Here is a 20,837-nt window from a genome sequence, read left to right as displayed (position 1 = left end):
AACTACCGTGTCTCCTCGCCCCTGTGGCGGATCTCGGTGTCCGGTCCCGGCGAGCACACGCCCTCGTGCCCGTCCGCGAAGCGGACCCGGTAGGGAGGGTTGCCCTCCCGTCCCAGCACTTCGACGATCTCGCCGACCTTGTCGTGTTGCCCGACCACCCTGCCGTGCTGGACAAGCTGGTCGCCCGTGGTCGCACGCATCTGTGAGACCTCCTCACCGTGTGCGGGAGCAGCGGTCCGTGTCCTGTGGCCCCTGTCCTGGAGTCCGTCACTTCGAGTCTACGGCGCACCGCACCGGCCCAACCGGCGCGTGCCCGCCCTTCAACCGCGCGCCCGCTGGGTGACGGCGATGCAGACCAGGACGGCCGCGGCCGTCAGCGGAGCGGCGGGCGTGAGGTGCTCGCCCAGCAGCAGCACCGACCACACCAGTGTGAGCAGGGGCTGGGCCAACTGCAACTGGCTGGCCTTGGGGATGCCGATGGCGGCCATGCCCCGGTACCAGACGACGAGTCCGAGGAACTGCGAACCCGCCGCCACCCACAGCAGCCCGGTCACACTGTGCGCGGTCAGCCGGACCGGCTCGTGGGCGAGGGCGAGGGCCGCGGCGGGCACGGCCAGCGGCAGACAGAACACCAGCGCCCAGCCGATGACCTGCCAGCCCGGCATCACCCGGGCCAGCCGGCCGCCCTCGGTGTAACCGGCCGCGCACACCAGCAGCGCGCCGAAGAGGTACACGTCGGCCGTGGTGAGGGCGCCGCCGCTCTGCCGCACGGTGAAGGCGACCACCGCGCCCGCGCCGGCCAGCGCCGCGGCCCAGAAGGTGCGGGAGGGGCGGGAGCCGACGCGCAGGGCCGACAGCAGGGCGGTCGTCAGGGGCAGCAGACCGACCACGACGGCCGCGTGCGCGGTGGAGGACGTCTGCAGGGCGAGGGTGCTCAGCAGCGGGAAGCCGACGACGACACCGGCGGCCACGACGGCGAGCCCCGCCCAGTGCCGCCGGCCGGGCAGCGGCACCCGCAGGGCGAGCAGGCAGCCGCCCGCGATGAGCCCGGCCAGCACGCTGCGGACGGCGACCAGTGCCCAGGGGCCGAAGCCCTCCAGGCCCCAGGCGGTGGCGGGGAAGGTGAGGGAGAAGGCGCCGACGCCGAGAGCGGCCTGCAAGGTGCCGAAGCCGCTCGGCCGCGGGGCGGTGACCGCTATCGCGGGGAGGGTAGTAGCGCTACTCTGTGTCTTCATGCATGAGCGTAGCAGTGTGGGCGAACTGGCAGAGCGACTGCGTAGCGAGCTGGACCGCTACTCTCCCGGTGGAAAGCTGCCGTCGAGCCGTGCCCTCGTCGAGCGGTTCCGGGTGAGCCCGGTGACCGTCTCGCGGGCCCTCGCGCAGCTCGCTGCCGAAGGGCTGGTGGTCACCCGGCCCGGCGCCGGGGCCTTCCGGGCCCGCCCCCGCCCGGCGACCCCGTCGGCCGGCGACACCTCCTGGCAGGAGGTCGCGCTGAGCGCCGAGGGCGCCGACCTCGTGCCCCGCTCGGTGGACGCATCCGGGGTCACCGTCACCCTCGCCGCTCCGCCGCCCGGCGTCATCGAGTTCAACGGCGGCTATCTGCACCCCTCCCTGCAACCGGAACGCGCCATGTCGGCGGCCCTGTCACGGGCCGGGCGACGCCCCGGCGCCTGGGGACGGCCGCCCGTCGAAGGCCTACCGGAACTGCGTGAGTGGTTCGGGCGGGCCATCGGCGGCGCGGTCACCGCCGCGGAGGTGCTCGTCAGCTCCGGCGGCCAGACCGCGCTCACCACCGCCCTGCGCGCCCTGGCCCCGCCCGGCGCCCCCGTGCTCGTCGAGTCGCCGACGTACCCGGGCATGCTGGCGATCGCCCGGTCCGCGGGCCTGCGTCCGGTACCGGTACCGGTCGACCCCGACGGGGTGAAGCCGGAGCTGCTCGCCGACGCCTTCCGCGCGACCGGCGCCCGGGTCTTCGTCTGTCAGCCGCTGTTCCAGAACCCGACCGGCGCCGTCCTGGCCCCGGCCCGGCGCGGTGAGGTGCTGCGCATCGCCCGCGAGGCGGGCGCCTTCGTCGTCGAGGACGACTTCGTGCGGCGGCTCGCGCACGAGGACGCCGGGCCGCTGCCCCGCCCGCTCGTCGCCGACGACCCCGACGGCGTCGTCGTGTACGTCGGTTCGCTCACCAAGGCGACCTCGCCGAGCTTCCGGGTCAGTGCCCTCGTCGCCCGCGGCCCGGTCCTGGAACGACTGCGGGCCATCCAGGTCGTCGACACCTTCTTCGTGCCGCGCCCCCTCCAGGAGGCGGCGCTCGAACTGGTCGGCTCGCCTGCCTGGCCGCGCCATCTGCGGGCGGTCGCGGCCGAGCTGAGGAACCGGCGAGACCTCCTGAGCGGCGCCCTGGCCCTGCACCTGCCCGAACTCGCCCTGCCGCACATCCCGTCCGGCGGCTACCACCTCTGGCTGCGCCTGCCCGAGGGCACCGGGGGCACCTCCCAGGCCTTCGGCTCCGGCGGAGAGCCCGCGTTCACGGCCGCGGCCCTGCGCGCGGGCGTCGCCGTGACCCCCGGCCGCCCCTACTTCAGCGCCGAACCCCCGGCCTCCCACATCCGCCTGAGCTTCGCGGCCGTCGCGGGCGCCGAGGAGATCGCGGAGGGGGTACGACGGCTGCGGACGGCCTGCGACGAGGTGCTCACGGAATCCGTTCGACACCGGGCACGTCGTCTGTGAAGGTCCCCCCATGACCTCCGTCCCACCCCTCGCCGAGGGCTACGAGATCTCAGCCGACACCGACCGGATCGATGTCGCACGGGTGCACCACTGGCTGTCGACCGACGCCTACTGGGCGCTCGGCCGGGAGCGCGAGAAGCAGGAGCGGGCCGTCGCCGGGTCGCTGAACTTCGGGGTGTACGAGGCGGTGTCCGGCGAGCAGGTCGCCTACGCGCGCGTGGTGACGGACCTGGCGACCTTCGCCTGGCTGTGCGACGTCTACGTCGATCCGGCGGTGCGGGGCAAGGGCATCGGGACCTCGCTGGTCGCGGCCGTCCGGGACCACCTGCGCCCGCACGGCCTGCGCCGTCTCCTGCTCGCCACCCACGACGCGCACGGCGTGTACGAGAAGATCGGCTTCGAGGCGCTGGAGAAGCCCGAGCAGTGGATGGCGCTGATTTTCGAGAAGTTTTCAAACAGCATCTCTTGACCTGCCCACTTGCGCGTCCGACCATCACCGCATGGCACTCCGGGTCACGTTCGTCGCCGCGGCGCGCAGCTCCGCGTCGGTCACCGAGCGCTTCGAGGACGACCACCCGCTGGACCAGGCGGGCTGGGACGAGGTGCAGCGGGCGGCGGGCGATCTGCTGCCGCTGGCCGCCGCCGAGCTGCGCTACTGCTCGCCGACCCCGCGCAGCCGCGCCACCGGGGACGCGCTCGGCTACGCCCCGCTCGTGCAGCTAGCCCTGCGGGACTGCGACATGGGGCGCTGGCGCGGGTTCACCCTGGGTGAGGCGATGGCCCGGGAACCGGCGGCGGTGGACGCCTGGCTGGCCGACCCGCGGTCCGCTGCGCACGGCGGCGAGTCACTGCTGGCGTTCATCTCCCGGGTGGGCGGCTGGCTCGACACCCGGCCCGTGGAGGACGGCTGCCGGATCGTCGCGGTCGCCGAGCCGAGCGTGATCCGGGCCGCGCTCGTCTACGCGCTCAAGGCGCCGCCGTCGACGTACTGGAACCTCGACGTGCGCCCGCTGTCGAGGACCACCGTCACCGGCGCCGGCGGGCGGTGGAACCTGCGCTTCGAGGGGGCCGCGGCTCAGACCTCGCGCACGTAACCGGTGCTGAGCACCAGGTCCTTCGCGGGGCCGCGCACCCGCCAGAGCGTCCGCCAGCGGTCCGCGTCCCGCACGGTGAACTCGCCCCGGTAGAGGTCCGCGACGCACGGGTGGTCGGTCACATGCCGCCCGCTCGTCAGATCCAGGTCATGGAAGGGCCGCCCGTCGGCGAACGTCACGTCCGCCGTGCCCGGCCTCCGCCCGGGAAGGAAACGCAGGGTCCGCTCGGCGGGCCGCGGGACACCCTGCCAGACGAACGTGCCGGACTCCTCGTGCAGCAGTCCGCCGCCGTCCAGCGGGCCGAAAACCGTCGTGCCCTCGAAGCGCCCTTCCGCGCCGCTCGCCAGATCCCGCACCGATCGCTCGACCCGCCAGGTCCCGGCGAGGAACGCCAAGGTGTCCGGCACTGGCCAGAACTCACCCATCGGGTGCCGCCCTCCGTCACATCCGTTGCTGCGCGAACCATTGACGCGCTCCGACCCCCTCCCTATCTTGCCGTTCGAAGTGCTGACCAATGTCCGATATCTCGAACATCGTGTACTGAGAGCCGCGGAGTATCCATGTCACGCAGCACCACCCGCACCGCCACCGGCGCCCGCTGGAGACTCGGTCTCACCGCCACCGCCCTGCTGACGGCGACCGCCCTCCTCCCCGCCCCGGCGCACGCCGAGGACGCCACCGACTACACGATCGCCGTCGACCCCGCCGCCAGGGGCGCCGCGATCGACGACACGATGTACGGCGTCTTCTTCGAGGACATCAACCGGGCCGCCGACGGCGGTCTCTACGCCGAACTCGTGCAGAACCGGTCCTTCGAGTACTCCACCGCCGACAACCGGACCTACACCCCGCTGACCTCCTGGACGGTCGACGGCACCGCACAGGTCCTGAACGACACCGGCCGCCTCAACGAGCGCAACCGCGCCTACCTCTCCCTCGGCGCCGGCTCCTCCGTCACGAATGCCGGCTACAACACCGGCGTCCGCGTCGAGCGGGGCAAGAAGTACGACTTCTCCGTGTGGGCCCGCGCCGAGAACGGCACCACGCTCACCGTCGGCCTCCAGGACGCCGACGGCACCCTGGCCACCGCCCGCACGGTGGCGGCGAAGGGCGGCTGGGCCAAGTACCGGGCCACCTTCACGGCGACCCGCACCAGCAGCGACGGTCGCCTCACGGTCGCCTCGTCGGCCGCCGCCGCCCTCGACATGGTCTCCCTGTTCCCGCGCGACACCTACAAGCACCAGTCGAACGGCCTGCGCAAGGACCTCGCCGAGAAGGTCGCCGCCCTGAAGCCCGGCTTCCTGCGCTTCCCCGGCGGCTGCCTGGTCAACACCGGCTCCATGCAGGACTACAGCGAGGCCTCCGGCTGGCAGCGGGCCCGCGCCTACCAGTGGAAGGACACCATCGGCCCGGTCGAGGAACGCGCCACCAACGCCAACTTCTGGGGCTACAACCAGAGTTACGGCCTCGGCTACTACGAGTACTTCCGCTTCGCCGAGGACGTCGGCGCGATGCCCCTGCCCGTCGTCCCCGCCCTGGTGACCGGCTGCGGCCAGAACAGGGCCGTCGACGACGACGCCCTGCTCCAGCGGCACATCCAGGACACCCTCGACCTCATCGAGTTCGCCAACGGCCCCGTCACCTCGACCTGGGGCAGGAAGCGCGCCCGGATGGGCCATCCCGAGCCCTTCCACCTCACCCACCTGGGCGTGGGCAACGAGGAGAACCTGCCCGTCGAGTTCATGGCCCGGTTCAAGCAGTTCCGGACGGCCATCGAGGCCGAGTACCCGGACATCACCGTCGTCTCCAACTCCGGTCCGGACGACTCCGGTTCGACCTTCGACACGGCCTGGCAGCTCAACCGGGACGAGAACGTCGCCATGGTCGACGAGCACTACTACAACAGCCCGCAGTGGTTCCTCCAGAACAACGACCGCTACGACTCCTACGACCGCGGCGGGCCCAAGGTCTTCCTCGGCGAGTACGCCTCCCAGGGCAACGCCTTCAGGAACGGCCTCGCCGAGGCCGCCTACATGACCGGCCTCGAACGCAACGCGGACGTCGTCAAGCTCGCCTCCTACGCACCGATGTTCGCCAACGAGGACTACGTGCAGTGGACCCCGGACATGGTGTGGTTCAACAACCACGCCTCCTGGAACTCCGCCAACTACGAGGTCCAGAAGCTGTTCATGACCAACGTCGGCGACCGGGTGGTCCCCTCGACGGCCACCTCCACCCCCGCCGTGAGCGGCCCTGTCAGCGGCGCGGTCGGCCTCTCGACCTGGGCCACCAGCGCGGCGTACGACGACGTGAAGGTCACCGGCGCCGACGGGAACACCCTGCTCAGCGACGACTTCTCCGGGGACGCGTCCCGCTGGACCCACACCGGCGGGGGCAGCTGGAGCGTCCAGGACGGGCAGTACGTGCAGACCGACGAAGCCGCCGAGAACACCATGGTCTCCGCCGGGGACCCGGCCTGGCACGACTACGACCTTCTCGTGAAGGCCACCAAGAAGTCCGGCAGGGAAGGCTTCCTCGTCGCCTTCGGTGTCAAGGACACCGGCAACTACTACTGGTGGAACCTGGGCGGCTGGAACAACACCCAGTCCGCCGTCGAACAGGCCGTGGACGGCGGCAAGTCGACACTGCTCGCCAAGGCCGGCGGGGTCGAGACGGGCCGCGCCTACGACATCGACATCAAGGTGCGGGGCCGTCAGGTCACCCTCTACCTCGACGGCCAGGAGTGGGGACGCTTCACCGACGACAAGCCGGCCGAGCCGTTCCGCCAGGTCGTCACCACGGACAGGAAGACGGGTGACCTGATCGTCAAGGTCGTCAACGCCCAGTCGGTGGATGCCCGTACGGCCGTCGACCTCGGCGGCGCCAAGGTCTCCACCAGGGCCCGCGTGACCACGCTGACCGCCGCGCCCGACGCGGTCAACTCGGAGACCGCGACACCGGTGGCGCCGGTGACGTCCACCTTCACCGGCGTGGCCGACAGGTTCACCTACACCTTCCCGGCGAATTCGGTCACTTTCCTGCGGATCAAGCAGAAGTAGCCGAAGGCAATTCTCGAGGGGGTCAACCACTCTTCCTATGACAGTAGTTGGCCCCCGGAGAGGGTACGCGCCATTTCCTGTTTCCCTTCCGGTAACGGAATACGTGATAGGCGCGCGGACGCACCGGGAATTCCCTCCGCAATTTCGCCGTGCGGCACAACCATGCGGAATGACCACCCGTCTAAGTCGGCGAATCGACCGGCACGGGGGTGACTCCCCGGCGCACGACGACCAGACGGGGGCACGCTGTGACGTCGACGACCTCTCCGGAGCCGAGGACACCGGCCGCCCCCGGCGGCGACCGGCCCTCGACATCCGGACCGCGCCCGGCCGCCGAGCCACAGCCACCGTCCGACCGGCAGCGGACCACCCTCGCCCGGCTGCTCCTACGGCCGCGGCCCGGCCCGAGGCGGTCCGCGCCCCTCCTCGCCGCCCTCCTCACCGTCACGGCGTTCTGCGCCTCCGACGTCGTCGCCCGCAGCTATCCCTTCGGCCCCCGCACCCGGAGCGTCAACGACCTGGGCAACCAGTACCTGCCCTTCCACACGCACCTGTGGGACCTGCTGCACGGCCGGGCCGACGGTGGCGTCCTCTTCAACTGGCAGTCCGGTTACGGCGCGAGCTTCCTCCCCGATCTCGCCACCTACGTCAGCAGCCCGTTCGCCCTGCTCGTCGGCATGTTCCCACGCGACCGGATCGACCTCGCGGTGTACGTCGTCACCGTGCTGAAGCTCGCCTGCGCCGCCGCCGCGATGGCCCGGCTGCTGCCGACCCTGCGGCCCGGCCGCTGGTGGGCGGCGGGTCTCCTCGGCGCGTCGTACGCCCTGTGCGGCTGGACCGTGTCGAGCGCCACGTACAACCTCATGTGGCTCGACGGCCTCATCGCCCTGCCGTTACTGTGCCTGGTGGGCGGGTGGGCCCTGGCCGGACGGCGTCCGTTCCTCGGCGTGGGGATCGTCGCGGCGGCCTGGACCGCCAACTTCTACACCGCCTACATGGCCACCCTCGCCGCCGGTCTCGTCCTGCTGCTGCGGCTGTGGCTCTCCGGACTCCCGCGCCGCCAGGGCCTCGCGGCGGCGGGCCGGGCGGGCCTGACCACCGTCCTGGGCATGGGCCTCGCGGCACCGCTGGTGGCCGTCGTGTACTTCGGCAGTGCCCACGCCTCGCCGGGCAGGTTCACCGGTTTCACACCGGTTTCCCCCCAGGACCTGCTGGCCCGCCTGCTGCCGACGACGTACAGCTTCGGCTCTCCCGCCCTCTTCGTGGGCACCACCGCCCTGCTGCTCGCCCTCGCGCTGCCCTTCGTCCGGTCGGCGCCCGCGCGCGAGCGCGCCGGATGGACGCTGCTGGTGGCCGTGGTGACGCTGTCGATGCAGTGGGGCCCGACCCAACTGCTCTGGCACGCCTTCGCCGCCCCGCAGGGCAGCTCGTACCGGCAGACCTTCGTGGTGTGCGCGCTGCTGGTGATCGCGGCCTGGCACGCGCTCTCGTACGGCCCGCCCGACCGGCGCGCCTTGGCCGCGGCGGGCGGGCTGCTCGTACTGATCGCCGCCGTCGCGAGCGGCAGCGACCTGGTGCGTCCCCTGGCGTGGCCGGTGCTGCTCCTTGCCGCGGCGGGTGCGCTGGGCGGGCTGTTCCTGCTCGGCCGCAAGGGCGCCGGGCGCGGCTCGGCGCCGGGCGCGGCTCCGGCACCGGGCGCCGTAGCGTGCCGGCCGTGTGCGCCGTGGTGCTGCTCGTCGGTACGCAGCTCGTCGAGGCCACCGCCACCGCCGCCGTGGCCACCCGACTGTGACTCGGGCACATGGACGACTACGCGCCCTGGGGGCAGCGACGGCAGGAGCAGGCCGAGGCGGTGGCGGAGGCCGACGGCTGGCCCCGGTACCGGACCGACCCGGGCCGGGAGCAGACCGTCGGCAACGACCCGCTGACGGTCGGCGGCCAGGGTGCCCAGTACTACAGCAGCCACACCTCCGACGTGCTGTTCCGCACGCTCACCGCGCTGGGCGGCGGCTGGACCTCGGGCGGTCGCAGCCTCCAGAGCCTCGACAACGCCGCCACGGACGTGATCTTCTCCGTCGGCGCCCGGGTGCACTCCCCGCCGGACCCGCACCAGAACTGGTTCCCGCAGGACGGCAGCGGAGTGTCCGTGACCCGGCGGGAGGTCCCGCCCCTGGTGACCGTACGGCCCACCGGAGCCGGCCCCTCCGCCTTCGGGCCGTCGCCGTACCGCAACCAGGAACTCCTGCTGGGCACCCGCGTCTACACCGTGCCCCGCCTCACCGTGCGGACCGGCGACGGCAAGCCGGCCGGCCGGACCCAGGGCGACCGGCCGGGCGTACGCCTCGACGCGCTCCCCGCGGGGAACACCGCGGACCGGCCGACGGTCACGGCCCGGTGCGCGGCCGGCGGCGAGGTGTACCTGTGGGCGCCGCACTTCGCGGGCACGGCGCGGCTCGCCGATGCCCCCGCAGGCGCTCCGACCGGGCGGTTCCGGTCCGACCCCGTCAGCAAGATCGCCGCAATGCAGCGGCTGGGCACCGTCCCCGCCTCCGGACGCCTGCGCGTCGAACTGTCCCCGAAGCAGCCGAGCACCGTCCCGGACGGCGCCGTCGGCTGTCTGGACACCGCCCGGCTGAACACCGCCGTCGAGCGACTCACGGCCACCGGCGCCACCCGGGTGAGCGTGTCGGGCGGCACGATCCGGGCGGAACTCCCCGAGGGCGCCACGGGCACCGCCGTCGTCGCGGCGCCCCGGACCGCCGGCTGGCGCTGCGCCACGGGCGACGGCCCCGCCGTACCCGCCGGGAAGTACCACGGACTGATCGCCATACCCCTCGACGGCTCCTCGACCCGACTCACCTGCACCTTCCACCCGCCCGGTCTGCGATTGGGCACGGTCGTGGGGGGTATGTCGTTGCTGGCCGTGGCGCTGCTGGGCGTCCTCACCGCCGTCCGGCGACGGCGGGAGTCGGGTCGTGCGACGGAGGATGGATTGTATAAACGTGCATAGCGACGTATAGTCATGCCATCCAAGAGGAGGGTGGACATGACGGTACGTGTGGCAGTGGCCGGAGCGAGCGGGTACGCGGGCGGCGAGGCGCTGCGCCTGCTCCTCGCGCACCCCGAGGTCGAGATCGGTGCCCTCACCGGCAACTCCAACGCGGGACAGAAGCTGGGAAGCCTCCAGCCGCACCTCCTTCCCCTGGCCGACCGCGTGCTCCAGGAGACCACTCCCGAGGTGCTGGCGGGACAGGGCCGTCGGCATGACGTGGTCTTCCTCGCCCTCCCGCACGGACAGTCCGCCGCCGTCGCCGAACAGCTCGGCCCGGACGTCCTCGTCATCGACATGGGCGCCGACTTCCGGCTCGAGGACCCCGCCGACTGGGAGCGCTTCTACGGCTCCCCGCACGCCGGAACCTGGCCCTACGGCCTCCCCGAACTGCCGGGCGGCCGCGTCGCGCTGGAGGGGTCCAAGCGCATCGCGGTGCCCGGCTGCTACCCCACGGCCGTCTCCCTGGCCCTGTTCCCGGCGTACGCGGCGGGCCTGGCCGGCCCCGAGGCCGTGATCGTCGCCGCCTCCGGCACCTCCGGCGCGGGCAAGGCGGCCAAGCCGCACCTGCTCGGCAGCGAGGTCATGGGGTCGATGTCGCCGTACGGCGTCGGCGGCGGCCACCGGCACACGCCCGAGATGATCCAGAACCTCAGTGCGGCGGCGGGGGAGCGGGTCTCCGTCTCCTTCACGCCGACGCTCGCGCCGATGCCCCGCGGCATCCTCGCCACGTGCAGCGCCGCAGCCAGGGCGGGTGTCACCGCCGAGTCCGTGCGCGCCGCCTACGAGAAGGCCTTCGCCGACGAGCCCTTCGTCCACCTGCTGCCCGAGGGCCAGTGGCCCGCCACGGCGTCCGTCCACGGTTCCAACGCCGTTCAGGTGCAGGTCGCCTTCGACGAGGCGGTGGGCCGCATCATCGCGATCAGCGCCATCGACAACCTGACCAAGGGCACCGCGGGCGGTGCCGTCCAGAGCATGAACATCGCCCTCGGGCTCCCCGAGGCACTGGGACTTTCCACGATCGGAGTCGCACCGTGAGCGTCACGGCAGCCAAGGGATTCACGGCGGCGGGCATCGCCGCCGGGATCAAGGAGAACGGCAACCCGGACCTGGCCCTCGTGGTCAACACCGGGCCGCGCCGCGCCGCCGCGGGCGTCTTCACCTCCAACCGCGTCAAGGCCGCGCCGGTGCTCTGGTCCGAGCAGGTCCTCCGCGGCGGCGCGCTCTCCGCCGTGATCCTCAACTCCGGCGGCGCCAACGCCTGCACGGGACCGAAGGGCTTCCAGGACACGCACGCCACCGCCGAGAAGGTCGCCGAGGTCCTCGGCCTGGGCGCCGGCGAGGTCGCCGTCGCCTCCACCGGCCTCATCGGCCTCCTCCTGCCGATGGACAAGCTGCTCCCCGGGGTCGAGAAGGCCGCCGAGGCGCTGAGCGAGCACGGCGGCGAGAAGGCCGCCATCGCCATCAAGACCACCGACACCGTCCACAAGACGGCCGTCGTGACGAGGAACGGCTGGACCGTCGGCGGCATGGCGAAGGGCGCGGGCATGCTCGCCCCCGGCCTCGCCACCATGCTGGTCGTCCTCACCACCGACGCCGACCTGGACAGCGAGGCGCTCGACAAGGCGCTGCGCGCCGCCACCAAGGTCACCTTCGACCGCGTCGACTCCGACGGCTGCATGTCGACCAACGACACCGTGCTGCTGCTCGCCTCCGGCGCCTCCGAGGTCACCCCGGAGTACGCCGAGTTCGCCGAGGCCGTCCGCACCGTCTGCGACGACCTGGGCCAGCAGCTCATCCGCGACGCCGAGGGCGCCAGCAAGGACATCAAGGTCGAGGTCGTCAACGCCGCCAGCGAGGACGACGCCGTCGAGGTGGGCCGCTCCATCGCCCGCAACAACCTCCTCAAGTGCGCCATCCACGGCGAGGACCCCAACTGGGGCCGCGTGCTCTCCGCGATCGGTACCACCAGGGCCGCCTTCGAGCCCGACCGGCTCAACGTCGCCATCAACGGCGTCTGGGTGTGCAAGGACGGCGGCGTCGGCGAGGACCGCGACAAGGTCGACATGCGCTACCGCGAGGTGCACATCGTCGCCGACCTCGCGGCCGGCTCCGAGACCGCCACCATCTGGACCAACGATCTCACCGCCGACTACGTCCACGAGAACAGCGCGTACTCGTCATGAGCACCACCCGCAAGCACACCGCGCTGCCCAAGGCCCAGATCCTCATCGAGGCGCTGCCCTGGCTGACCCGGCACAACGGCAAGACGGTCGTCATCAAGTTCGGCGGCAACGCCATGATCGACGAGGACCTGAAAGCCGCCTTCGCGCAGGACGTCGTGTTCCTGCACCACGCCGGCCTCAAGCCCGTCGTCGTGCACGGCGGCGGCCCCCAGATCAGCGCCGCCCTCGACAAGCACGGCATCGTCAGCGAGTTCAAGGCCGGCCTGCGCGTCACCACCGAGGACGCCATGGACGTCGTACGGATGGTGCTGGCCGGGCAGGTCCAGCGCGAACTGGTCGGACTGCTCAACCAGCACGGCCCGCTCGCCGTCGGGCTGACCGGCGAGGACGCGCACACCATCACCGCCGTAAAGCACCGGCCCACGATCGACGGAGAGCTGGTCGACATCGGGCGGGTGGGCGAGATCACCGCGATCGACACGGGCGCGATCGAGGCACTGCTCGCCGACGGGCGTATCCCGGTCGTCTCGTCGATCGCCCGTAGCCAGGAAGACCACCATGTCTACAACGTCAATGCTGATACGGCGGCTGCGGCACTCGCTGCTGCTCTGGGCGCCGAAACCCTCATGGTCCTCACGGACGTCGAGGGTCTCTACGAGGACTGGCCGAACTCCGACGAGGTGATCAGCCGCCTCACCGCTTCCCAACTGGAGAAGCTGCTGCCGGAGTTGTCGGCCGGCATGGTCCCGAAGATGGAGGGCTGTCTGCACGCCGTGCGAGGCGGCGTCACCACCGCCCGCGTCATCGACGGACGCGTCCAGCACTCGATCCTGCTGGAGATCTTCACCGACGAGGGCATCGGCACGATGGTCGTGCCCGACGAGAAAGAGGGGGAGTCGTCATGAGCAGCAACGCCGTCACGGGCAACGAGGAACTGACCACGCGCTGGCAGGGCGCGCTCATGAACAACTACGGCACCCCGCTGCTGCCCCTGGTCCGCGGCGAGGGCACCCGGCTGTGGGACGCCGACGGCAACAGCTACCTCGACTTCGTCGGCGGCATCGCGACCAACGCCCTCGGCCACGCCCATCCGGCGATCGTCGAGGCCGTGACCCGGCAGATCGGCTCCCTCGGCCACATCTCCAACTTCTTCATGGCCGAACCCACGGTGGCCCTCGCCGAACGGCTCCTCCAGCACTTCGGCCGCGAGGGCAGGGTCTTCTTCTGCAACTCCGGCGCCGAGGCCAACGAGGCCGCGTTCAAGATCGGCCGGCTGACCGGGCGCACCCACGTCGTGGCCACCGAGGGCGCCTTCCACGGCCGTACGATGGGCGCCCTCGCGCTCACCGGACAGGCCGGCAAGCGCGAACCCTTCCTGCCGCTGCCCGGCGACGTCACGCACGTCCCCTTCGGTGACGCGCAGGCGCTGGCCGCCGCCGTCACGACGAGACCGCGCTCGTCGTCATCGAACCGATCCAGGGCGAACTCGGCGTCGTCGTCCCGCCCGCCGGCTACCTCAAGGCCGCCCGCGCGATCACCGCCGCCACCGGGGCGCTCCTCGTCCTCGACGAGGTGCAGACCGGCATCGGCCGCACCGGGCACTGGTTCGAGTACCAGGCCCACGAGGGTGTCCTGCCCGACGTGGTCACCCTCGCCAAGCAGCTCGGCGGCGGGCTGCCGCTCGGCGCGACCGTCGCCTTCGGCCGGGCCGCCGAACTGCTCCGGCCCGGCCAGCACGGCACGACGTTCGGCGGCAACCCCGTCGCCTGCGCGGCCGGACTCGCCGTCCTCGACACCATCGAGAACGAGGGGCTGCTGGAGAACGTCAAGCGGCAGAGCGAGAAGCTGCGGAACGGAATCGAGGGTCTCGGCCACCCGTTGATCGATTATGTCCGGGGCGCGGGTCTCCTCCTGGGTATCGTGCTCACCGAGCCGCTCGCGCCCCAGGTGCGCCAGGCGGCTCAGGAGGCCGGGTTCCTGGTCAACGCGCCCGCCCCCGACGTCGTACGGCTGATGCCACCGCTGAACCTCGGCGACGACGAGGTGGACGCGCTGCTCGAGGCACTGCCCGGCATCCTCCAGGCAGCAGACGGGGACGGACGAACCGGGGAATGAGACGACGATGAGCCAGGCGCAGGACCACGAGCAGCCGGTGGGCAACGGGCCCGCCGTGCCGCAGACCCGCACCGCCCGCCACCGCCGGATCGTGGACATCCTCAACCGGCAGCCCGTGCGCTCGCAGAGCCAACTGGCGAAACTGCTCGCCGACGACGGACTGAGCGTCACCCAGGCGACGCTCTCCCGCGATCTCGACGAGCTGAACGCGGTGAAGATCCGCAACAACGACGGCGACCTGATCTACGCGGTGCCCAGCGAGGGCGGATTCCGTACGCCACGGGTCCCGCTGGGGGAGTCGGCCAAGGAGGAGCGGATGCGGCGCCTGTCGGCGGAGCTGCTGATCTCCGCCGAGGCCTCCGCGAACCTCGTGGTCCTGCGTACGCCGCCGGGCGCGGCCCAGTTCCTCGCCTCGGCGATCGACCAGGCCGAACTGCACGACATCCTCGGCACGATCGCCGGCGACGACACGCTCCTGCTGATCAGCCGCGAACCGACGGGTGGTCAGGCCCTGGCGGACCACATGCTGCGCCTCGCCCAGAACACGTGAGGCTCCGCCGGTCGGAGGGATCGGCCTCTTTCAAGGGTGCGGGTGCGTGGGGGCTGGTCGCGCAGTTCCCCGCGCCCCTGGGGTGCTGCAGTTACCGGCATCGCCCAGGTGCCGCCGTCTGCGGGCATCCCACCCCGCCCAGCCCGCGGGCATGCGTGCCGCCTGGGGCGGCACGGGTGGGCGAAGGCGGCACCCGGGGAGCGCCGGGTCTCGCGCCTCCCGGACACCGGTCAGCTGAAGCCGACGCTCAGCCCAGCCGCCGCGCCAACCCCCCTGTGCACCGCACCTCGTCCCCCGCGGTGATCAGCAGCGCCTCCACGTCCGGGAGTGACTCCAGCCACCGGAGACCCTCCCGCGAACCCATCGCGAACGCGGCCGTCGCCCAGCAGTCCGCCCATGTCAGCCGGGGCGCGACGACGGTCACGGCGACGAGGTCGGTCACCGCGGAGCGACCCGTGCGGGGGTCGACGATGTGCGCCCCCCGCTCCGCCGTCCCCGACGTGGCCACCGCCAGCTCGTCCGCCCCCGCCGCCGAGACCACCGCCGCCAGCCCACCGGGCCGCAGCGGGTCCGACACCCCGATCCGCCAGGGCCGGTCCGGACCGGGCACGCCCAGCAGCTGGACGTCCCCGCCCCCGTTGACGCTCACCCCGCTCACCCCCGCCGCCGCGATCACCCGCGCCGCCCGCTCGGCCGCCCACCCCTTGACGATCCCGGTGGGGTCGAGCCGACCGCCCTCGTAGCGCATGCTGAACCAGCCCTCGCTGGCCCGCTCCGCCTCGGCGCCCAGCTCCAGCACCTCGGCGACTTCGGGGTCGCACGCGTCGACGGTCAGCTCTCCGCGTACGAGCCGGGAGACCTGACTGTCCTCCCGGTAGGTGCTGAACACCTCGTTCACCCGGTGCAGCCCGGCGACCGCCTCGTCGAGGGCCGCCCGTACCGCACGGGGTTCCCCGCCGCGGACGTCGAAGGAGAAGACGGTCCCCATGACCTCCTCCGCGTGCCGCAACACGGTGGGAGCATGCGAGGATTCGGCCACCGTGTCAGCCACCGGCCTGGTCCAGCGCCGACTGGAGGGACTCCTTGTAGCCGCCACTGGTGTAGGTGGCGCCGGAGACGGCGTCGATGTCGGCGCTGCCGGCTGCCACGGCGGCCCGGTTGAGCTTGGGCACGGCGTCGGCGGTGATCTGGTCGCTCTGGCCGCCCTTGGGGGCCTGGACCGTCTCCGCCTTGGTGATCTTGCCGCCGCTGACGGTGATCCGGACCTGCACGGTCCCGTACTGCGTCTGTACGGCCTCCCCGGTGAAGGTGCCGCCCGCCTGCGCGTTCCCCGAGCCCTCCGGCGTCTTCGAGGCCTCGGGCGCCTTCGGTGCCTCCGGGGCCTTCGAGCCCTCCTGCGCCCCCGAACCCTGCGCCCCCGCACTGGCGTTGGCCTTGTCGATCGCCGACTGGAGGGACTGCTTGTACCCGGTGCTGGTGTAGGTCGCCCCGGAGACGGCGTCGATGTCGGGGCTCTGCTTGGTGACGACGGCCTGGTTGAGCTTGGGTACGGCGTCGGCGGTGATCTGGTCGCTCTGGCCGCCCTTGGGGGCCTGGACCGTCTCCGCCTTGGTGATCTGGTTGTTGCTGACGGTGATCCGCACCTGCACGGCGCCGTACTGCGTCTGCGCGGCGTCCCCGTCGAAGGTGCCCGACACCGGGGCCGCGCCGGCCGCCCCCTGCGAGGCCCCCGCGCTCGCCTTCATCTTGTCGATCGCCGACTGGAGGGACTTCTTGTAGCCCTCGCTGGTGAAGGTGGCGCCCGAGACGGCGTCGATGTCGGCGCTCTGCGCGGTGAGGGCGGCCTGGTTGAGTTTGGGCACGGCGTCGGCGGTGATCTGGTCGCTCTGGCCGCCCTTGGGGGCCTGGACCGTCTCCGCCTTGGTGATCTTGCCGTTGCTGACGGTCACGCGGACCTGGACGGCCCCGTACTGCGTCTGAGAGGCGTCACCGGTGATCGCCCCGGACACGGCCGCTCCGGCCCCGCCCTGAGCCGCTTCCTGTGCCGCCGCGCCGGCGGCCTGGGCGGAGCCCGGGTCCGACGACGGCTTCAGCGACAGCAGCAGCACGATCCCGGACACGGTGGCCGCGCCGGCGAGTACGACGCGCCGCAGAGGGTGGCTTTTCTTCATCGCTCCTGTTTCCCGTTGCTTCCCGTGTTGCTTCCCGTGGACGCGTGGATTTCCGTCGCTCACATCTCGAACGACTCGTGGTGGATGCGGCGGGCGGGAACCCCGGCGCCGCGCAGTGCCTCGTACACGTTCTGGGCGAAGCCGGCCGGCCCGCACATGAAGACGTCGTGCTCCTCGATGTCCGGCAGCTTGCGCTGCAGGGACTCCGCCGAGATGTCGGGGCGTTCCCCGTCGGGGCTGTTGACCGCGTACATCAGCCGCGCCCCGCGCTCGTCGGCGATCTGCGCCAGCTCGTCCCACAGCGCCAGGTCCTGCGTGCTGTTGGCCCGGTAGAGGAGCGTGATGTCTCCTTCCGCGCCGGGCAGCGTCTCGAACAGCGCCCGCATCGGCGTGATGCCGACGCCGCCGGCCACCAGCAGCACCTTGCCCTGGCTCCGCCGGGAGGCCGTCATCGCGCCGTACGGACCCTCGGCCCACACCTTCACGCCCGGCTTGAGGCCGCGCAGCGCGGAGCTGTGGTCGCCGATCGCCTTGACGGTGATGCGCAGCAGCTCGGGGCGGGGGGCCGCCGACAGTGAGTACGGGTGGGAGCTGAACCGCATGCCCGGCGCCAGGAACCGCCACCGGAAGAACTGCCCGGCCTCCGCGCCGATCCGGTGCAGCCTGCGCCCGCCGATCAGCACCGACACGATGCCGGGCGTCTCCTCGATGACCGCTTCGACATACATGCGGTGGCGCAGGTTCAGCCGGATCGGGGTGAGGATGCGGTACCAGACGACCAGCGCGGTGACCGACCCGTACAGCGCGTACCACGCGGTCTTCGCGGCGGGTTCGACGGCGAAGTCGTTGCCGGTGGTGATCTGGTGCCAGAAGGTCAGGAACACCGCCGCGTACGTCATCAGATGCACGTGGTACCAGGTGTCGTACGGCATCCGGCGGCGCACCGGGCCGATCGACGACAGGCCGATGACCACCAGCAGGGCGGTGCCGATGGCGGCCTTGCCCATGTCGGGCAGCTGGTTCACGGAGTCGACGGTCTGCTGCACGATGTCGCCGAGCGACTTGCCGGCCTGGAGCGCGTATCCCCACATGATGAGGAACACGTGCGCGAAGGTGAGGCTGAGCGTGTAGCGGCCGGTCATCGCGTGCCAGCGGGCGACCCGGTCCGAGCCGACCCGGCGTTCCAGCGCGGGCACCCGGGCCATCTGGAGGACGACGAGCGCCATCAGGTATCCGGCGAGCAGACCGGTGATCCGCCCGGCGTTGAGGATCTTGCCGCTGGTGTCCGAGATGGACGGGGTGTTGTTCCACCACAGCCACAGCACGCCCGCGGCGCCCGCCCAGACGGCGAGCAGCAGCGGGACGGCCGGGGAGCGGCGCGGACGGATGCGGCGCATCGTCTGGCGGCGGGCGGCACGGCCGCCGGCGATCGTCGTGGTCACTGTTCCTCCGTGGGTACGGACCCTTGACCCACAGATACGGGCCGCGGCCGCCAAGTGTTCAGCCCGGCCCCGTCCGGTACGGCTTCAGTACCGGGTGATCGCCGTCCGCCCGCCGTCCGTCCCGATCGCCAGGTGCGGCCGGTGCGTCGGACGGGCCCAGGCCAGGACGCGCCGCATCGCGTCCGCCGGTACCGACACACAACCGGCGGTCGCCCCCCGCCCGTTGACGTGCAGGAAGATCCCCGCGCCACGGCCGCGCACCGGGTGGCGGTAGTTGAACCCGATCACCAGCGCGTGCGCGTACTGGGTCCGGTAGGCGAGCAGGTGCTCGGACTCGGCGGCACGGCAGTCGGCCGGACGCGGCTCGGTCCACCGGTTGTAGGAGCGGGACGCGTTGTCCTGGCACCACCAGGAGTCCTCGCGCACGGGACGGTACACGTACGTCGTCCCGCGCGGCGGCGCCTGGACGCCGAACGCGAACGGGAGGTCGTACAGGCCGGTCGGCGTCGTGTTCGTGCCCTGCCGGCGTACGGCTCCCTCGGCCAGCCCCTTCGCGCCGAACCGTGCCGGCGCGGAACCGGCCCGCACCCACCGGCCGCCCCGCAGGTCCCACCAGGTGAGCGTGCCCGCCGTGGCGCCGGTGTCCGGGGCCACGGCGGTGATCAGCTGGGTGCCGCCGCCCGTGTCCGCCATCCGCGCGGGAAGCGGCGGTGGGGACGACCGCGGGGGCGGCGGTGGGGGCGTCGGCCCTCCGCCGCCCGGAGCCGCCCCGAGCAGAAGCAGGGACGCACAGACGAGGGCGGTGGCGAGGGCACGAGGGCTCATGGTCAGACGCTAAGCGGCGGTGACGCCACCGGCAGGCCGGGTGGGCCGACCGTGCGCGGCACCGCCGCCCGCGGTCCGCCGATCAGGTCACCGGGCCCAGCGCCGCCGAAGGAGCCGAGCGGCAGGTTGGCGAGCGGGTTGACCAGCAGGGTGTCGATGCGCTTGGCGAGGTTGAACTGCTCTGCGGGCACCTGGAGTTCGGCCCGCTCCGGTACCCACCGCCTCCTGGAAGGCGAACAGGCGCCGGAAGTCGGCGATCCAGTTGGTGGGCAGCCGCTCGAACTCGCCCGCTTCGGGGTCCGCCGGATCGGCGGGCGGCGGCGAGAGGGTCCCGCCGGTGCCGCTGAACCTCTACACATGACCCATGAGCGTCAAATCGGGCGCAGGGGCAGTGGAAGTCCGGGCAGTCCGTCCATGCTCGTCGCGATGTGCTCCTTCTTCGCGAAGTACGCGCTGAGCGACTCGTCGTCCTCCCGCGCGAACCGCTTCGCGTGCAGATCGCGATCCTCGTCGTACGTCATGAAGGGCACCGCGTATCCGCAGGTGTCCCGGACGAGTTCGGCGTGCACGACGATGATCGCCCGCAGCCCGTGCGGGCTCGGGTCGAAGCCGGGGAAGTGCGTGGCGAGGAGGTCCGTGAAGCGGGGGTCGTCACGGAAGACGGGTTCACCACGGCCGTGCACCCGCACGATGTTGGGCGGGCCCTGGAACGCACACCACATCAGCGTGATCCGGCCGTTCTCCCGCAGATGCGCGATCGTCTCGGCGTTGGAGCCGGCGAAGTCGAGGTACGCCACGGTGCGTTCGTCGAGAACGGCGAACGAGCCCTTGAGGCCCTTGGGGGAGAGGTTCACCGTGCCGTCGCCGGACAGCGGCGCGGTCGCGGTGAAGAACAGGGGCTGCTCCTCGATGAACGTACGGAGTCTGCCGTCGATGCGCTCATAAGTCTTTCCCATGTCTAACGATTATTCGGGAAAGTCTTTCGAATGTCTAAGCGATTGTGCGATCCGGTGTCGCGGTGGCCGCCCCGGCCGCCGTTCTTCGGGGCGGCCACCGCGCCTGTCACGTCACTTGTTCAACGTGCAGGGTGCGAGGGCTTTGAGGCCCTGGGGCTTGGCGGCGGTGCGGCCGATGGCGGTCGCGATGCGGTTGACGGTGGCGACGCGCTTGTCCTTGAGGGGGCCGAGGATCGCGTTGTTGACGAAGTTGGGGCCGCCCTGGCCGACGGTGTCGACGAGGCGCTTGTCGGCTTCGGCGATCTGGGTGTTGAGCAGGGCGAGGTTGCGGTCGACCTCGGCCTTGGCGGTGGCGGGGATGGCGGGGAGCCGGGAGGCCACGTCCGGGCAGCTGACCGTGCCCGGGGAGGCGAGCGTCCGGGCGTTCGTGCCGTTCTTCCCGGCCGTCTCCCCGGCGAGAGCGGAGGTCACGACGACCGCGCCGGTCAGCGCCAGAGCGGCGGCGCCGCCGATGACCGCCACACGACGCTTGTTGTACTTCGGAAGGGCCCTGGACATGCGGATGCCTCACTTGGGTCAGGAGTGGGTGGGACGAACGCGGCGCCTGCGTTCAGCGGTAATTACGGGAAAGCGGTTGCTGTTGTTCAAGGGCGTTGCGAAAAG

General features: G+C 72.0%; 17 protein-coding genes and 3 pseudogenes. 10 read left to right on the top strand and 10 right to left on the bottom strand.

Annotated features, from left to right (window positions below):
- Positions 1–2: 2 nt before the first annotated feature.
- The gene (locus BM536_RS20025) at positions 3–200 is read right to left on the bottom strand and encodes a DUF1918 domain-containing protein (protein ID WP_073492165.1); all 198 of its coding nucleotides are present in this window, start codon (positions 198–200) and stop codon (positions 3–5) included.
- A gap of 120 nt (positions 201–320) precedes the next feature.
- Positions 321–1,235, bottom strand: coding sequence for a DMT family transporter (locus tag BM536_RS20020; RefSeq protein WP_094103282.1), 915 nt, complete (start codon positions 1,233–1,235; stop codon positions 321–323).
- Between BM536_RS20020 and BM536_RS20015 the strand changes: the two genes are divergently transcribed.
- The 3 genes from BM536_RS20015 to BM536_RS20005 are packed head-to-tail and all read left to right on the top strand — an operon-like array spanning position 1,234 to position 3,821.
- Positions 1,234–2,727: an aminotransferase-like domain-containing protein gene (locus BM536_RS20015; protein WP_094103281.1), complete on the top strand. Its 1,494-nt coding sequence runs from the start codon at positions 1,234–1,236 to the stop codon at positions 2,725–2,727. The genes BM536_RS20020 and BM536_RS20015 overlap by 2 nt on opposite strands.
- Before the next feature lie 10 nt (positions 2,728–2,737).
- The gene (locus BM536_RS20010) at positions 2,738–3,196 is read left to right on the top strand and encodes a GNAT family N-acetyltransferase (RefSeq protein ID WP_073492167.1); all 459 of its coding nucleotides are present in this window, start codon (positions 2,738–2,740) and stop codon (positions 3,194–3,196) included.
- A gap of 31 nt (positions 3,197–3,227) precedes the next feature.
- Positions 3,228–3,821, top strand: a complete 594-nt coding sequence (locus BM536_RS20005; RefSeq protein WP_073492168.1) for a histidine phosphatase family protein — start codon at positions 3,228–3,230, stop codon at positions 3,819–3,821.
- Here BM536_RS20005 and BM536_RS20000 read toward each other — a convergent pair.
- Positions 3,803–4,246: a DUF6314 family protein gene (locus BM536_RS20000; RefSeq protein ID WP_073492169.1), complete on the bottom strand. Its 444-nt coding sequence runs from the start codon at positions 4,244–4,246 to the stop codon at positions 3,803–3,805. The two genes, BM536_RS20005 and BM536_RS20000, sit on opposite strands and share 19 nt — an antisense overlap.
- 135 nt (positions 4,247–4,381) lie before the next feature.
- On the opposite strand from BM536_RS20000, the gene BM536_RS19995 reads away from it, so the two are divergent.
- The 7 genes and pseudogenes from BM536_RS19995 to BM536_RS19965 all read left to right on the top strand — a co-directional run bounded on the left by BM536_RS19995 (position 4,382) and on the right by BM536_RS19965 (position 14,780).
- The gene (locus BM536_RS19995) at positions 4,382–6,880 is read left to right on the top strand and encodes an alpha-L-arabinofuranosidase C-terminal domain-containing protein (RefSeq protein ID WP_073492170.1); all 2,499 of its coding nucleotides are present in this window, start codon (positions 4,382–4,384) and stop codon (positions 6,878–6,880) included.
- 380 nt (positions 6,881–7,260) lie between these two features.
- Positions 7,261–9,890, top strand: a pseudogene (locus tag BM536_RS19990) (YfhO family protein).
- 36 nt (positions 9,891–9,926) lie between these two features.
- Positions 9,927–10,967, top strand: coding sequence for an N-acetyl-gamma-glutamyl-phosphate reductase (argC, locus tag BM536_RS19985; protein ID WP_073492171.1), 1,041 nt, complete (start codon positions 9,927–9,929; stop codon positions 10,965–10,967).
- Entirely contained in the window at positions 10,964–12,115 is a 1,152-nt protein-coding gene (gene argJ, locus BM536_RS19980; RefSeq protein WP_073492172.1) for a bifunctional glutamate N-acetyltransferase/amino-acid acetyltransferase ArgJ, read from the top strand. Before argC ends, argJ begins: the two co-directional genes overlap by 4 nt.
- Positions 12,112–13,020 (top strand): acetylglutamate kinase, encoded by a 909-nt coding sequence (argB, locus tag BM536_RS19975; protein ID WP_073492173.1) that lies wholly within the window; start codon positions 12,112–12,114, stop codon positions 13,018–13,020. Before argJ ends, argB begins: the two co-directional genes overlap by 4 nt.
- Positions 13,017–14,230, top strand: a pseudogene (locus BM536_RS19970) (acetylornithine transaminase). Before argB ends, BM536_RS19970 begins: the two are co-directional and overlap by 4 nt.
- 7 nt (positions 14,231–14,237) lie before the next feature.
- Positions 14,238–14,780 carry an arginine repressor gene (locus BM536_RS19965; protein ID WP_073492174.1) on the top strand — a complete coding sequence of 181 codons (543 nt, stop codon included), beginning with the start codon at positions 14,238–14,240 and terminating at the stop codon, positions 14,778–14,780.
- A gap of 247 nt (positions 14,781–15,027) precedes the next feature.
- Here BM536_RS19965 and BM536_RS19960 read toward each other — a convergent pair whose 3' ends face one another.
- The 7 genes and pseudogenes from BM536_RS19960 to BM536_RS19930 form a co-directional block, all read right to left on the bottom strand.
- Positions 15,028–15,831, bottom strand: coding sequence for an FAD:protein FMN transferase (locus tag BM536_RS19960; RefSeq protein ID WP_245873658.1), 804 nt, complete (start codon positions 15,829–15,831; stop codon positions 15,028–15,030).
- Positions 15,824–16,951, bottom strand: a complete 1,128-nt coding sequence (locus tag BM536_RS19955; RefSeq protein WP_073492175.1) for an FMN-binding protein — start codon at positions 16,949–16,951, stop codon at positions 15,824–15,826. Before BM536_RS19955 ends, BM536_RS19960 begins: the two co-directional genes overlap by 8 nt.
- A gap of 59 nt (positions 16,952–17,010) precedes the next feature.
- Entirely contained in the window at positions 17,011–18,393 is a 1,383-nt protein-coding gene (locus BM536_RS19950) for a ferredoxin reductase family protein (protein ID WP_073492176.1), read from the bottom strand.
- Between the two features lie 84 nt (positions 18,394–18,477).
- Positions 18,478–19,218: a L,D-transpeptidase family protein gene (locus BM536_RS19945; protein WP_094103280.1), complete on the bottom strand. Its 741-nt coding sequence runs from the start codon at positions 19,216–19,218 to the stop codon at positions 18,478–18,480.
- Positions 19,219–19,220: 2 nt separating this feature from the next.
- On the bottom strand, positions 19,221–19,409 hold the full coding sequence (locus BM536_RS41785; RefSeq protein WP_073492177.1) for a hypothetical protein: 189 nt from the start codon (positions 19,407–19,409) through the stop codon (positions 19,221–19,223).
- Between the two features lie 180 nt (positions 19,410–19,589).
- Positions 19,590–20,174 (bottom strand): pyridoxamine 5'-phosphate oxidase family protein, encoded by a 585-nt coding sequence (locus BM536_RS19935; RefSeq protein WP_073492178.1) that lies wholly within the window; start codon positions 20,172–20,174, stop codon positions 19,590–19,592.
- A 117-nt stretch (positions 20,175–20,291) separates the two neighbouring features.
- Positions 20,292–20,732: pseudogene (locus tag BM536_RS19930) on the bottom strand (hypothetical protein); the annotation flags it as partial.
- Positions 20,733–20,837 lie beyond the last annotated feature (105 nt).

The organism is Streptomyces phaeoluteigriseus, assembly GCF_001896135.2.
GTDB lineage: Bacteria > Actinomycetota > Actinomycetes > Streptomycetales > Streptomycetaceae > Streptomyces > Streptomyces phaeoluteigriseus.
Note: the sequence above shows the minus strand (reverse complement) of the source record. Positions and strands in the feature narration are given on the sequence as shown.